Source organism: Natronococcus sp. A-GB1, from assembly GCF_029688845.1.
Lineage (GTDB): Archaea > Halobacteriota > Halobacteria > Halobacteriales > Natrialbaceae > Natronococcus.
The window spans coordinates 21,710-35,592 of the sequence record NZ_JARUKW010000012.1; the positions used below are offsets into that span (position 1 = coordinate 21,710).

The following is a 13,883-nucleotide window of genomic DNA, read 5'->3' on the forward strand; positions in this document are numbered from 1 at the left end:
CGTCGCGACGTTTTTATCCGCGCCGATCCCAGCGAGGGTATGGATGCCGGACTCGAGGTCGACGGGGCGAGACCGGTCCGCGTGCTCGTCGTCGGCACCGAGCCCTGGGCCGAGACGGTGACGACCACTGTCGAGGATCGGAACGGGTTTCGGACGATCACGGGGGATGAATCTGCGACCGTACTCGAGCGGGCCGACACGGTCGACTGCGTCCTCACGAACGATCGAACCGCCGTTCAGGAGATCGACGGCCGACACCCCGTTGTCTACGTCGCCGACGACGTCCTCGAGACCGACGTCGAGGAACTGCTCGCCGACGGTGCGACCGACGTCGTCGGTACGCGAGCGAGCGAGCGACCGGCACTGCTCGAGCGCCGGCTTCGACTGGTGGCGAGTGACTCGCCGAACCGCGCGGCGATCGGCGACGACGAGGCGTGGCACCGATCGCTGCTCGAGTGTTCGTCGGACCTGCTGCTCGTCTTCGACCCGTCGGGGAGACTCACCTACGCCAGCCCCGGCCTCGAGCGCGTCACCGGACTCGAGCCGTCCGAGTTTGGGAGTGCCCGGCTGTTCGAGGGGATTCATCCCGAGGATAGGGCGACCGTCGACGACTCCCTCGACACTGTCCGGACCGATCCGCCGGGCGAAACGCGAACCGTCACCTATCGCTATCGCGGCGAGGACGGCTGGCGCGTTCACGAGGCAGTTCTGACGAACCTCCTCGAGGATCCCGTCGTCGACGGTGTGGTCGCATCGATACGGGACGTGACTCGCTCTCACCGCGTCGAACGGGATCTGTCCGAGTCGTTCGAACGGGTCAGCGACGCCTTCTACGCGCTCGATACGGACTGGCGGTTTACCTACGTCAACAGTCGGGCCGAGGAGCTGCTGGGTCGGCCGCGATCGGAACTGCTCGGCGCCGACGTTCGGGAGCTGTTCCCCCACGGGTCCCGCTCGGAGCTGTTCGATCGGTTTGCCGACGCAATGGAGCGCCAGGAACGGATCTCGTGGGAGCGGTACTCCGAGTCCCTCGAGATCTGGATGGAGATCCACGCCCACCCGTCCGAAACCGGCCTCTCGGTGCACTTCAGAGATATCACCGACCGGATCGAGCGCGAGCAGGAACTGACCGAGCGAACCGAACGGCTGCGGATGGTCATCGAGAACGCGCCGGTCATCCATTACGTCATCGACACCGAGGGGACGGTCACGCTCTCGGAAGGACGGGGGCTCGACAACATCGGTTTCGAGGCGGCCGACGCGGTCGGCGACTCGTTCTTCGAGCTCTTCGATGAGTATCCCGCGATCCGCGCCGACGCCCGTGCGGCCCTCGAGGGCGAGTCCGTCCACGGCCAGCGCCGGATCCTCGATCGGGTCTTCGACTCGTGGTACCGGCCGATCGTCGAGGATGGCGAGGTCACGCGGGTGATCGGGGTTGCAATCGACGTGACGGAACGTGTGCAGTACCGGGAAGCGTTGAGCACCCTTCACGAGGCGACCAGCCACTTACTGACCGTCGACTCGAAGGACGACGCCTGCGAGTACATCGTCGCCGTCGCCGACGACGTGCTCGATCTCGACAGCATCGTCTTCCGGTTCGACGAACAGCGCAACGAGCTCGAGCCGGCTGCGTACTCGAGCGATCTCGAACGGGCGATCGGGACGCCACCGCGGTTCGAGCCGAACGAGGGGATCACGTGGGAGACGTTTGTCACCGGCACGCCGTCAGTGTTCGAGGACGTTCGTGAGTCGGAGCTGGTCTACGACGAGTCGACGAACGTCAGGAGCGGGCTCTACATTCCTCTCGGCGAGCACGGCGTCTTCGCTGCGGTGTCGACCGTCACAGATCAGTACGACGAGGACACCGTCGAGCTAGTGAAGCTGTTCGCAACGACGGCGAAGGCGGCGCTCGACCGGATCGGCCGCACCCGCCGGCTCCACGAGAACGAACAGGAGCTGAAGCAACAGAACCGGTATCTCGAGCAGGTAAACGAGTCGAAACAGGTTCGTCAGAATATCGAGGAACACCTGCTGCGGGCCGATTCCCGGGAGACTATCGAGCGCGCCGTCTGTACCACACTCGCCGAGACCGAGCACTGCTCGTTCGCCTGGATCGGGGAACCAGACCCCAGCGGCAGTCGGATCAGACCGCGGAGCCACGCCGGACTCGAGCGAGGATACCTCGAGGCGGTTACGGTAACCGCCGTCGACGATTCCGCCGCGGAGCCGGCCGGCCGAGCCGTCCGGACCCGCCGTCCGGTCGCCGTCGACAACGTCGCCGACAGCGTCGGAGACGGATCGTGGCGAACCGACGCACTCTCGCGGAACTTTCAGTCGGTGATCTCGGTACCGCTCGTCTACGACGGACACCTCTACGGTGTCCTCTCGGCGTACGGCGACGACCCGAACGCCCTCGACGATCCGTTCGGATCGATGCTCACGGATCTCTGCGACAGCATCGCGTACACGATGGACGCCGTCAAGCGAAAGAATGCACTCCTCGAGGAGCGCGTCACGGAGGTCGAACTCGAGCTCGGGGCCGAGTCGCCGCTGTGTCGGTTCGCCGACCAACTCGACCACCGCGTCGCGTTCGAGGGAGCGACGCTGCAGGACGACGGCAGTACGCTCGCGTTCGCCTCCCTCGAGCCCCCGATCGACAGCGAGAATATCGATACATCCGTCGACGGGATCGACGATCCGGTCGTGCTCACTGACTCGGATCAACAGACGCTCGTTCAGCTCCGGATAACGGGGCCGTTTCTCGGCAGAATCGTGGCCGACCACGGCGCCACGCTGCGGGAACTCGTCAGCGATGACTCGGGCCACCGGGCGGTCGTCGACCTCCCGGCCGGGCTCGAGCTGCGGACGGTGCTGTCCGATATCACCCGTCACGGCCTCTCGGCATCGATGGTCGCTCGCCGTGATCGGCCGTCCGGGAACGGTGCTTCGCTCGAGGGGCCGGCGCGGAAGGCGTTGCTCGACCGGCTCACGGCTCGACAGCAGGAGGTCGTTCGAACGGCCTACCACAGCGGATTCTTCGAGTGGCCCCGGCAGACGACGGGCGAGGCCGTCGCGGATTCGCTTTCGATCTCTCCGCCGGCGTTTCACAAACACGTCCGCTCCGCCGAACGGAAGCTCTTCGCGACGTTGTTCGAGGGCGTGACGACCGACGGTTAATCAGTTAACCCTGCCGGGGGGCCGTCGTTACACGGTTAACGAGCAGACTCTTTGCTCCCAGTCGAGAAAAGTCGCCGACGACTCACAGTGGGGCACCATGACTGAAACGACACCGCAACCGCTCTCCGAATCGACGAACGACTGCTACGTCGTCCAGCACGACCGACTCAACACCAGCCCGCTCAGCGTCACGATCGCCGAGGCGGTCGCGACCTACCGCGGGACCGACGCGACGGAACTCGAGCCGCTGCACTACGCTGTCAACGCCGACGCACTCGAGCGACTGTTCGAGCCGCGAGCCGACGGCCTTCGAACCGGCGGCTCGGTAACCTTCGAGTACAGCGACTGTTTGGTCACCGTTACGGCCGACGGCGAGATCCGAATTACGACCGCGTAAGCTCACAGTTCCTGGCAGTCCAGATGTGGGTGATACAGAATACTATGGTGTATAAACACATTATATTGTAATTATTCAACCCCCGAAAGAGCTATACCTGCTCGATCGGAAGGACCGATACCATGTCAGAACACACCACTCAGACGATGAAAGACGTCAGCCATACGCCGCCCGCCGGCGAGTCCGTGACGAACGTCTGGAACCGCGGCCGAGACGACGACGAGTAATCGGCCCCTTCTCGCGGCCGCTCTCAGTTCGCTCGAGTCACGACTTCTCGACGACTTCTTGAGCGGAACTACCCGATAGCACACGGTTCGGACGTAAACAGGAGGGTCGGAACGAGCGTCACCTCACACGCCGTGCAGCCCCGACCACGTGGACGGTTCCGCCGGCCCGATATCTGCTTTGTGGTTCGCGGTCGCTCGAGATCCCGCGGAACGGTGTCGACCGCCGGCTTGAGGCTGTCAGCGCGCTCGAGGCCGACGGAACTCTTGTCGAGGCAGTTGCCTCGGTTAGATCAGGACGTGGGAACCCACCGATCCGTTGGAGTCGATCGCGGGGACGGCCTCCTGATCGCAGTCGTACTGGCTTCCCTTTCGTCCACTCCGAAGAGGCCGATTCCATCCCGACGAGACGATCCACGAGCTATTGTAGAATGGATCTTTCGGGAAAACAGCGAGCCGAATTGAATCGGCTGTACCCTTCGTTGTCACACGCTCCCTGCAGAAAATAATGCAGAGGGGTTCCGGCATAAGCTTTGTTACTCGATCGTACCGAACTTCGCGATCCCGAGAAACACTGCACGAATCCTCGTAGATGGATACCGTTTCGGAAGCGAAGTGGTTATCAGACCCTTAGTAGCTGATACGGCGGTCTGCCGAATACAGAGCCCGTACCGTTTACGGTCCGCTCTTCGTTCAACACAGACAGATTTGTCACCGAATAGCGTCATGAGGTTGGATTTTTATGACATATTGGAGGAGTCGAAGCGTCGGTCACCACAGAAGGAGCAAGCCGGCGAGAAGGAGTGCGAGTTTCACTGACGCGAACGCCGCCTCGTGACCCTCGAGCAGCGACTGGACGCGCGCCGAGTCGTGTTCGGCCGCCGTCAGTATCGAAAACTGGATCAAACACGCCGCTGCGAGCCAGTTCGTGGCCGCGACCGAGAGGCCGTACGCGAGTGCCAGCATCGCCACGAACAGGCTGAGAACGCGACCGAGTTCCATACACTACCTCAGGTTACGCCCGGTCTTGGCGGTTCTGATCGATGCGCCGCCCGTAGTGGACAGCCCGCTTCGTCGGTCGTTCATCGAAAGTAGACGCCGTATCTCACGAGAGCAAGGCAGCTTCCCTCGCGTCACGATCTCATCGTGTTAACCCTTACCGCGCCCGTCGCTCGAAGATGTCCGGAAGCTCAGTAACACTATAGCGCTCGGGCTCGAGGGAACTCTAATCGAGGCAGTGGGCGTCGGTCACATCGAGGCGCGACAGTCAGTTCTGACACCGTCGGAGCCAGAAATCAGAACGTCCGATGCCCGAGGGAAGTTGTTGTGAATCGCCGGAGTGACTGCTCGGTTTCGGCTTCCCGAGACAGGGGTCGGGCGGCAAGAAGGATGGTCGAAGACTCGAGTCTCGCCGCTCATACCATTTCGATTTGTATGGTGGCAGGGTGCCATAGTACCTCTCACAGCCCTATCCGGTGATTGTACGGGTCTCATTCTGCACCTCATCTCCTGAAAACGCCGTCTCAGAATTCAAGTCGTAGTCTAACGCTTGGAATATTCTGCTCGAGAACTATTGAATGACACCTTCTACTACGCCTATCGGTAAACAATTCCCGTAATCACTATCAATGGCTCACGGACGCGTCGTCGCGCCCGCTTAGTCGCTCATCCCACCGATCTCCATACACTCCATCTCCGGCGGTTCGATCGGATCGACCGCTCCCCAGGAGTGGAAATCCATCGTGCCCTCCTCGAATTCGATCCGGTGGATGTACCCCGTGTCGACGCTGACGTAGTAGGTCGTGTCCTCGTCGACTGCCCCATCCTCTGCAGCGAGGAGTTCGAAGACGTACACCTGTTCTCCGTCGATTTCGTCCGTTCCAGCCGGTTCCAGTTCCGCGTGTTCGGTGGTTTCGTCCTCGAAATCGGGATCCTCCAAGTCTTCTGCTTCGGGGTCCTCCTGGATGGCTTCGCCCGGACCCATCAGGAAACACTCGTCGCCCTCGACCCAGTAAGTCTCGTCGCCGATCACGTACGACTCCCTCGTCCCCTCGTCGCCCTCCAGTCGCATGTAACTGTCCTCGCCGTGGACACGCCCGATCCATTCGACCCGTTCGCCTTCCACCTCCATTTCTGCCTCGTAGGCGTAGGCGTCGGCCATCCGGACCGTCTCGCCGAACCGTGCGTCTCCTTCCCCTTCGTCTTCGTCGTCCGCGTCGTCATCGTCTTCGGCTTCAGCGTCATCTGCGTCGTCTTCGTCGTCCGTGGCGTCGTCCGGGCCGTTCGCGTCGTCCCCGGTATCATCCGATTCGTCACCGTCGTCGGTGTCGCCGCCCGCACATCCGGCGACGGCGACGATTCCGGCAACGCCTGCCACCCGCAGAACCCGTCGGCGGGCTAGCGGTTCGTTGGTCATCTCGGAGCCACCACCATTGTCTCGCTCGCCGTTTTGTTCCCCCTCGGATCGACTGCCGATCCGCGTTCCGTGTCGATTGTGTCGGCTCTCATGATATTCTTCGTGGACCCTCGGTGCTCGATCGTCGGTATCGGTTCCTTGTGTCGTCTCCGAATTCGAACCCTAGGGAACCACGGTGTACGTGCCGCACTAAGAGAATATAAAAACACTCACTAATCAGTTAGCAGTACTGTTCTGAATCGCTATACTGTAGCTGAAAAAATCCTTCCCGTAGTTCGTTCCGGAGTCTCCCCGTGCCAACAGAACACTACGAGCAGACGGTTCGCGACGGGGTTTGGCTCGTGGAGGACTCAGATCCGATGCTCTCTGAGGACGCTTCGCTCCTCCGCAAGCACCGGCGAGAGAAGAAATGTAACGAACGCCGCCACACGACACGATGGGCGTCGTCTCGGCGAGCAAGCGACCGTGAGCTGCGACGACCACGCGAGATGATTCCGTCACTGCCGACCGATAACCCACCTGTCGCCACGGCCTGATCCACAACCCGTGGAAACGGAGACGTTGTACGTACATTGAACGATACGCCGTTTCGATCATTGGCATCCCGTGCTGTTTCGACGCGCCTTCCATCGATTCGCTGGCCCCTCTCTGAATTTCGCGATTGTCGGTCCCCGATCCACGTCTCTTTTACGCCCTCTAGAGACTCGCCGATTTTCCGGCTGCGATAACCGAAGATGGCTGCCGAACCGTCCTCGGACATTATGATCGGCCAAAACGGCTCGTCGGCGGTCAGATCCTCTCCAGCAACAGTCGCGTAGACGGCTCCTTCGGAAACACGCTCGAAGTTCTCGACATCGGGGCCGTGATCGCGGTTGTTGGCCACCGACGACATGTAGCCACCTCCACCGCTGCCGCTCGAGGACGCTCCACATTGCCATCTACTATAGAATTGTTACGACTGGAACTCGAGTTATATCCGCAGAAACCCGTCCCAACGGATGTTTTCACGTGGGGATGTAAAGAATTTGATGAGTGCCCGGGGAGGGCTCCGAACCCTCGATCTCCGCATGTCCCAGGTCCGAGGCTCGGCAGTCCTCTAAAGGGACACGGAGGCTTCCAAGGCGGAACCGCACCGAATCTCTGAACCCTATGAGTGCGGCGCTATGTCCAGCTAAGCCACCCGGGCTCGTTTTCGAGTAGTGCGGTCTGTTTCTTTAACCTTCCCTTTCGCGTCGGCCGTGCAAGCAGAACCCACGCATTTATCACCGAATCTACCCAACGCCGGATATGACCGTTCCCGTCATCGTTCGATCCGACCTCGGCGACGAGGAGGTCCGAACACGGGTCTCGCTCGGCGGTGACGACGAGCTCTTCGTTGCAGACTCGAGCAGTATCGTCTACCGTGCGGAGGGGTTGCTGACCGACGAGTCGACCGAGGAACTCACCTACGACGCAGACCGACTCACCCTCTCGGATGGGCGCCGAAAGACGTCGCTCGCCCTCGAGTACCCCCTGTCTGGCACTGCCGAGGTGACCGTTCCCGCGAGTAAGACCGACGACGTTCTCCGACCGGTGCTGGCGGGCGTGTTGCGAGCCAACGACGTTATCGACCCCGACGAGTCGCTCATCGAGGTCTACCGGTTCAGCGAGCTCACCCTGATCCTGACCGAGCGGCGGCTGATCGAACACGTCGGCACGGCGGTCTGGGACGAGGGGTACGAGACGTACCACTTCCGAGACGTGACGAACCTCTCGTTCGAGGAGGGCGACGTCGCGACCCGTATCGTTCTCGAGGTCGACGGGCGTCCTCAGCGAATCAAGGCGCCCAACGATGCGGCCGACGACCTCCGCGAGCGACTCAAGCGGGCGCTGGTCGACTACTACGAGCGCACCTCGGGAACCGACCCCGAGGAACCGGACCCGCTCGAGAGGTCCCAGGAGCGAGTGCCGACCGGCGAGGAGCAGACTGAACGACCCTCCCGGTCGAGGCGAGCCGTCCGTTCGGAGCCGGCGCGAGCCGACGGCCAGCGGGCCGCAGTCGAGTCGCGACCGCCGATGGCCGGAACCGCCGACGGCGCGACGGCCGACGCCACCCAGAACGTCGCGCGGGCGGCAGTCGCCGACTCCACCGGCTCCGACGGCGACGATGCGGCGAGCCAGGAGATCCTTGAGCGACTCGAGGCTCTCGAGGAGACCGTCGAGCGCCAGAACGAACGCCTCGAGGCCCAACAGCAGACGATCGAGCGACTCATCGACGAACTCCGGCAGGGACGGTAGCTGACTACTCCCGACCCGTTACCTTCCGAATACAGGATGAGCCGTACGGACCGAGCTCGCCGCCCTCGAGGTCAATGAAGTAGCCCGTCGAGAGCCCCGAGCCACAGCGCCGACAGGAGAACTCGCCTTCCTTCGTGATCACGTCCCGATCGAACCGCACGTACTGGCGGCTCTTCGGTCGGACGATCCCGTCCTCCCGCTCGATGATCCCGCGAAGTTCGGCCTCGTCGAGGATCGTCCGGACGACCGTCGGGTCCGTGGTGACGGTCTCGATCCGGTCGACGACGTCCGGTAGGGGCAGCGATTCGTGCTCGAGTCGCTCGAGCAGCGCCAGCCCGAGTTCGACGCGGTCGTCGGTCGGATCGACCGCACGCTCGTCGCCGTTCATCGCCGAACACTGGCCTGCCGGAGCGAATAAACGTTGTGTTGAGGCGCGTTTCGGATAGTCTCCTTCACCTCGAGCGTACGCAGGAGTCCGGAGGTGCTACCGAAGTGGCTGTAACGGACTAGCGAAACGGGTCGCTACAGTCGATGACAACGCCGTGTTGCGGACAGACGTACTTGCAGTGGCGCTTGAACATCGGTGCTTCGCAGTGCGGACAGGTGGGGGCGCCCGCGGCTCCGCTCGTCGACTCCGAACTCCCGGCATCGTCGCTCCCGCGGTCGGTCATACGATTCCGTTCGCTCGAGCGCCACAAGTAGCTCCCGCTCACTCGGAGCAGGCGGCGATCCGGCGCACCCGCTGTGCCATCGCCGGCCTCGTAACGGCACGGATGAGCGTCGTCGCCGGCCGATACGTGAGCTCCCCCTCGCTGAACTTGGTCGCCGTGAGCGACCACAGTCCAGGTGCGTGAAAGGCGATCCGACAGCGTCCCGTCTCGTCGGTTCGGACGGCCTTTCGTCGGCTGGAGACGGTGACGCCCTCGATCGGGTTCTGCAGTCGGTCCCGAACGCGGACCGTCACGGGTTCGCCGAGCAGTACTTCGTCGGAGTCGACCTCGATAACGAGCGTTCGCGTCGTCCTCATGCTGAACGTTCGCACGCCACGATCAAAATGCTATCACCTGACCATGATGGGATAGCGGATCGATTCGCTCGAGCCAGAAAAGTCGAAACGACAGTCGCGTCAGCTACCGGCCGTTAGCACTCGCTCCAGCCACAGGACTCGCAGGTCTTGCAGCCTTCGGAGTAGTACAGCGACAGCGAACCGCAGTCCGGACATTCGGGCGACTCGCCTGCGTCGATGAGGTCCTGAATCGCGTCGTCGTCGCTCGCCCCGCTCGCGGCGGCGGCGCCGCCGTCGGTCTTCGGCCCGTCGACGGCCGTCTCGGCGTCTGCGTCAGCCGCATCCTCCAAGGTCTGCTGAGTCGGGTACGGTTTGTCGATCTCCTCCTCGAGGTAGCGACGCATCGCGGTGCCGATGGCGTCGGGGATCGACTGGATCTGCTCGCCCTTGTCCCAGGCCACCTTGGGACTTCGGGTCCCGCAGAGTTCGTCGACGATCTCTTCGGGGTCGACGCCCGAGCGAAGCGAGGTCGAGATGACCTTCGCCAGCGCCTCGGTAAAGGAGTTCGTGAATCCGCCCGAGTGGCCGATGTTCGCGAACAGCTCGAACGGCTGGCCCGTCTCGGGGTCCTCGTTGATCGTGACGTAGACCTTCCCGTAGCCGGTGTCGATGCGCTGGCTGACGCCGTGGAGGGCGTCTGGTCGCTCGCGCTTTTCGGTGAAGTCGACCTGGACGGGCTCGCGGTCGTCCGCCTCGTCGACCAGCGAACCGACGTCGTCCTCGAGGATCTCCTGGACGTTCTGGCTCTCGAGGAACGCCTCGAGGCCGCCGAAGATCTCGTCGATCTGCTCGACGAGCGTCTCCGCGGCCTCGGTCTCGTCGGCGAAGTCGGCGTTCTCGGCGCGGGTCGTCAGCACCTGCTTCGACCGGGTGCCGTCACGGTAGTAGGTGACCCCCTTGCCGCCGTGTTCGTAGATGTACTCGAAGACGTCCTTGGCGTCCTCGAGTGTGGAGTCGCTGGGCGCGTTGACCGTCTTCGAGATCGCGGAGTCGACGCCGGCCTGACAGGCGACCTGCACGCCCGCGTGTGCCTTCGCCGAGAGGTCGCCGGTCGTGACGAACAGCTCGCCGATCGCGTCGGGCACCGTCGAGAGCCCCTCGACGCCGTTGAACTGGTTGGTCGCCATCTGTTCCTGGGCCTCCTCCTTGACGGCGTCGACGTCGATGCCGTTGTCCTCCAGCACCCGGAGGAAGTAGTCGTCGAACTCGACTAACATTTCGTCGCCCTGGACGTCGTCGGAGACGTTCTTGTAGTAGGCGACGTTGTAGATCGGCTCGCAGCCGCCGGTGGTGTTGCCCACCATGCTCGTGGTGCCCGTCGGTGCGATGGTCGTCGTGTTGTGGTTGCGAATCGGGAACCCGTCGGCCCAGTCGTCGGCGTCCTCGCCGGTCTGGTGTTCGAACCACTCGCGGTACTCGGTCGGGTCCGCGTACTTGGACTCGGTCCACTCCTCGAAGCTGCCCCGCTGCTCGGCGAGTTCGTGGGAGGTCCACTTCGAGGTGTGGTTGATGTGGGTCATCAGCTGGCGGGCGACCTCGTTGGAGGTCTCGCTGCCGTACTCCATGCCCAGCTGAATGTACAGCTGCGCCAGGCCCATGATTCCCAGCCCGATCTTGCGCATCTCCCGGACCTTCTGCTCGATCTTCTCGACTGGGAAGTCCGACATGGTGACGACGTTCTCCAAAAAGCGCGTCCCCATCTCGATGCGACGGTCGAACTCCTCGAAGTCGACGGCCTCCTCGAGGAAGGCGTTGACGGCCGCCTCGAGGTCGTCGTACTCGTCGCCGTGCTCGTCGTACCAGACGCGCCAGTCCGGCGCCTCGAGATCGGCGAGCGTCGAGAGGTTGATGTGGCCGAGGTTACAGGCCTCGTACTCCTCGAGGGGCTGTTCGCCACAGGGGTTCGTCGCGAGGATGCGGTGGTCGGGGTGTTTCTCGACGTCGAAGGAGTGTTCCTTGTTCACTCGCTCGAGGTAGATCACGCCGGGCTCGCCGTTCTCGTGGGCGCCCTCGACGATGTCGTCCCAGAGCTCTTCGGCCGGGATCGACAGCTCCTCGCCGACCTCGACGTACTCGCCGAGACCGAACATCTCGTACAGTTCCTTCGTCTCCGCGGTCGCGATGTGGGGCTCTTCCGTGCGGGGGTTGGTGAACGTGAACTCCTCGCCGTTCTGCAGGGCCTCCATGAAGTCGTCGGTGACGCCGACGGAGATGTTGAAGTTCGAGAGGTGGCCCTCGACGGCGTTGCGAAGGTGTTTCGGAACCCGGCCCTCGTCGTCGATGAGCTCGCGGGCCTCCTCTAAGGCCGCCTGGAAGGTGGTGTGCGTGTAGTCGTCGGGGTCGTTCAGGCGCAGCGTCTCGGCCAGGGAGACGTCTTTGTTCTTGGCGTGGATGAACTGGATGACGTCCGGATGGGAGACCCGCATGACGCCCATCTGGGCGCCCCGTCGTGCGCCACCCTGGGCGATCGTCTCGCACATCTGGTCGTAGGTGCGCATGAACGTGATCGGGCCGCTGGCGATACCTCCAGTCGAGCCGACCGCGTCGCCGTAGGGCCGCAGGCGCCAGAAAGCGTACCCCATGCCGCCGCCGCTCTGGAAGACCTGTGCGGCCTCCTTTGCGGTCTGGTGGATGTCGTCGATGTCGTCCTCGGGGGAGTCGACGAAACACGCCGAGAGCTGCTGGAGCTCGTCGCCCGCGTTCATCAGGGTCGGCGAGTTCGGCATGAAGTCGAGGTTCGCCATCATCTCCTGGAACTCCTCGGCGACGTCCTCGACGTGGGCCCGGACCTCCTCGGGCAGCTCGGGGACGACGGTGTCGTAGGCGAACTTGTTGACGTTGTAGATAGAGAGCGCGGCCTCGCTGTCGTCGTTCGCCGTGGTGCCCGCCCCGAAGACCTCGGCGGCGAGTTCGTCCCGCCGCGGATGGTCGGGCTTGAGCTGGTCGGGCGTAACCGTGATCTCGAGGTCGCGTTTCTCGGCCTCGAAGACGGCCTCCGCGAGCGCGATGTTCTTGCCGACGCGGTCGAACAGGTCCTCCTGGCGCTCGACGAGTTCGCCGTCGGCGTCCTTGCGGAGGTATCGGGCGGGGAGAATGTTGTCGTAGGCGTTGGCGGTCAGGCGCTCCTCGAGGGTGTCGCCCTCGGTGCGCTTGATCGGGAGGGTGAGCTCCTCCGCGGAGAGATCGGATTCGCTCATGCGCGGGTCACCTCGAGGGTAGCCCGCTGTCGGCTGTCGATTCGGGTGCGGGACCAAGTCCTGACGAAGATCATTGTAGCGAAGAATCGATATTCATCGACATCGTATAACTTCTTCCATTTTTGGTTCACTAGTGAAAGTGTAGTTGCAAAGCTATTCCTATGCTCTATCAAGGCTCGCGGGGAAAGAGCGAAACTGCCCTTTTCGCGCTTATGAAGGACTACTACGCCAACCGACTTAATGATTTTCAGAGCAAAATGAAAACGCATCTCTAAGAAAAGTTCTTGCCTGATTGCTATGCATATTTCATTTATAACTTCTCACCTGAATACAGATCCTGGAAATTCGGATGGAGTATAAAATATTTTCGCAGCTGAACAGGCTTCGATGATTCACAGCAGTATGAGGAGCAAATAGACGCCATTTGGCTGGCAGTTTTATACACATACCTATCCCAGATATATATATGACTGAATCTGCATAGTAGATCTGTCGCCCAGCAAGATCCGGTAGGAAGATAGCAGACTAGACGGATTATATGCTGGGCAAAAAGCGGAATCATCTGGACTGCTGCCACAGCCCAGTGGTTGTCGCGCTATCTGGAAAACCAGACGACCAATGCACAGGCGTAAGCTACGAGCCCAAACACGGCTGCCACTAAGACAGTAGTGGATTCACCGGTTGAACTGGCCGCAATAGCAGGGAAAGGGGCGCCTACTGCGAAAGTCGTCTCCAGGTCTCTACTGTCCGTGTCGTTGGAGGACATGCTCGTTAGGGGTGTCGCATGCGGTCTTTCGCATGCGGCTCCAAGTGACGGCCACTTGTAGCGAAGAATCGGTATTCATCGGCGCCTCATAATTGTAGTGGTATTCTTCCATTCTTATTGTGGTAGTACAACCATGGTTGCATAGCTGGTCCGGTACTCAATCAGGGGTTGTGATGCGAGGGTGAAACGGCTCTCTTCGCGCTTACGAGTGAGTAGTACGGCGACGGCCTTAATGATTTTCAGACCAGACTGAAAGTAAATTTGCGGACGATGAGGTCCCTCATCCACGCCTCGAGCTGTACGGAACAGATACTGTAATCTTTGCGTGTCTTTCAAAATATCCAGAAAGACTACATAGTTGCC

Annotated in this window: 9 protein-coding genes and 1 tRNA gene; 3 read left to right on the top strand and 7 right to left on the bottom strand. The window is 62.1% G+C overall.

Annotated features, from left to right (window positions below; all coding sequences use genetic code 11):
• Positions 1 to 39 precede the first annotated feature (39 nt).
• Together QA600_RS14350 and QA600_RS14355 are read left to right on the top strand one after the other, a co-directional pair.
• The gene (locus QA600_RS14350; protein ID WP_278292633.1) at positions 40 to 3,177 is read left to right on the top strand and encodes a PAS domain S-box protein; all 3,138 of its coding nucleotides are present in this window, start codon (positions 40 to 42) and stop codon (positions 3,175 to 3,177) included.
• A 97-nt stretch (positions 3,178 to 3,274) separates the two neighbouring features.
• A complete protein-coding gene (locus QA600_RS14355; protein ID WP_278292634.1) occupies positions 3,275 to 3,574 on the top strand; it encodes a HalOD1 output domain-containing protein in 300 nt (99 codons plus the stop codon).
• Positions 3,575 to 4,569: 995 nt separating this feature from the next.
• Here QA600_RS14355 and QA600_RS14360 read toward each other — a convergent pair.
• The 3 genes from QA600_RS14360 to QA600_RS14370 all read right to left on the bottom strand — a co-directional run bounded on the left by QA600_RS14360 (position 4,570) and on the right by QA600_RS14370 (position 7,400).
• Positions 4,570 to 4,800, bottom strand: a complete 231-nt coding sequence (locus QA600_RS14360; protein ID WP_278292635.1) for a hypothetical protein — start codon at positions 4,798 to 4,800, stop codon at positions 4,570 to 4,572.
• Between the two features lie 655 nt (positions 4,801 to 5,455).
• On the bottom strand, positions 5,456 to 6,214 hold the full coding sequence (locus QA600_RS14365; protein ID WP_278292636.1) for a hypothetical protein: 759 nt from the start codon (positions 6,212 to 6,214) through the stop codon (positions 5,456 to 5,458).
• A 1,033-nt stretch (positions 6,215 to 7,247) separates the two neighbouring features.
• Positions 7,248 to 7,400 (bottom strand) — tRNA-Met (locus QA600_RS14370).
• A gap of 101 nt (positions 7,401 to 7,501) precedes the next feature.
• Between QA600_RS14370 and QA600_RS14375 the strand changes: the two genes are divergently transcribed.
• Entirely contained in the window at positions 7,502 to 8,491 is a 990-nt protein-coding gene (locus QA600_RS14375; RefSeq protein ID WP_278292638.1) for a hypothetical protein, read from the top strand.
• Positions 8,492 to 8,495: 4 nt separating this feature from the next.
• Here the strand turns inward: QA600_RS14375 and QA600_RS14380 are convergent, their stop codons facing one another.
• The 4 genes from QA600_RS14380 to QA600_RS14395 form a co-directional block, all read right to left on the bottom strand.
• Entirely contained in the window at positions 8,496 to 8,879 is a 384-nt protein-coding gene (locus QA600_RS14380; RefSeq protein WP_278292639.1) for a DUF5830 family protein, read from the bottom strand.
• A gap of 118 nt (positions 8,880 to 8,997) precedes the next feature.
• Complete coding sequence (locus QA600_RS14385; protein WP_278292640.1) at positions 8,998 to 9,162, bottom strand: HVO_2523 family zinc finger protein; 165 nt, start codon at positions 9,160 to 9,162, stop codon at positions 8,998 to 9,000.
• Positions 9,163 to 9,200: 38 nt separating this feature from the next.
• Positions 9,201 to 9,518, bottom strand: a complete 318-nt coding sequence (locus QA600_RS14390; protein ID WP_278292641.1) for a carboxypeptidase regulatory-like domain-containing protein — start codon at positions 9,516 to 9,518, stop codon at positions 9,201 to 9,203.
• Between the two features lie 113 nt (positions 9,519 to 9,631).
• Positions 9,632 to 12,754 (bottom strand): adenosylcobalamin-dependent ribonucleoside-diphosphate reductase, encoded by a 3,123-nt coding sequence (locus QA600_RS14395; RefSeq protein WP_278292642.1) that lies wholly within the window; start codon positions 12,752 to 12,754, stop codon positions 9,632 to 9,634.
• Positions 12,755 to 13,883: the final 1,129 nt, after the last annotated feature.

Coding starts and splice junctions, on each gene's coding strand:
- QA600_RS14350 (WP_278292633.1), top strand. CDS start 40: ATGGATGCCGGACTCGAGGTCGACGGGGCGAGACCGGTCCGCGTGCTC.
- QA600_RS14355 (WP_278292634.1), top strand. CDS start 3,275: ATGACTGAAACGACACCGCAACCGCTCTCCGAATCGACGAACGACTGC.
- QA600_RS14360 (WP_278292635.1), bottom strand. CDS start 4,800: ATGGAACTCGGTCGCGTTCTCAGCCTGTTCGTGGCGATGCTGGCACTC.
- QA600_RS14365 (WP_278292636.1), bottom strand. CDS start 6,214: ATGACCAACGAACCGCTAGCCCGCCGACGGGTTCTGCGGGTGGCAGGC.
- QA600_RS14375 (WP_278292638.1), top strand. CDS start 7,502: ATGACCGTTCCCGTCATCGTTCGATCCGACCTCGGCGACGAGGAGGTC.
- QA600_RS14380 (WP_278292639.1), bottom strand. CDS start 8,879: ATGAACGGCGACGAGCGTGCGGTCGATCCGACCGACGACCGCGTCGAA.
- QA600_RS14385 (WP_278292640.1), bottom strand. CDS start 9,162: ATGACCGACCGCGGGAGCGACGATGCCGGGAGTTCGGAGTCGACGAGC.
- QA600_RS14390 (WP_278292641.1), bottom strand. CDS start 9,518: ATGAGGACGACGCGAACGCTCGTTATCGAGGTCGACTCCGACGAAGTA.
- QA600_RS14395 (WP_278292642.1), bottom strand. CDS start 12,754: ATGAGCGAATCCGATCTCTCCGCGGAGGAGCTCACCCTCCCGATCAAG.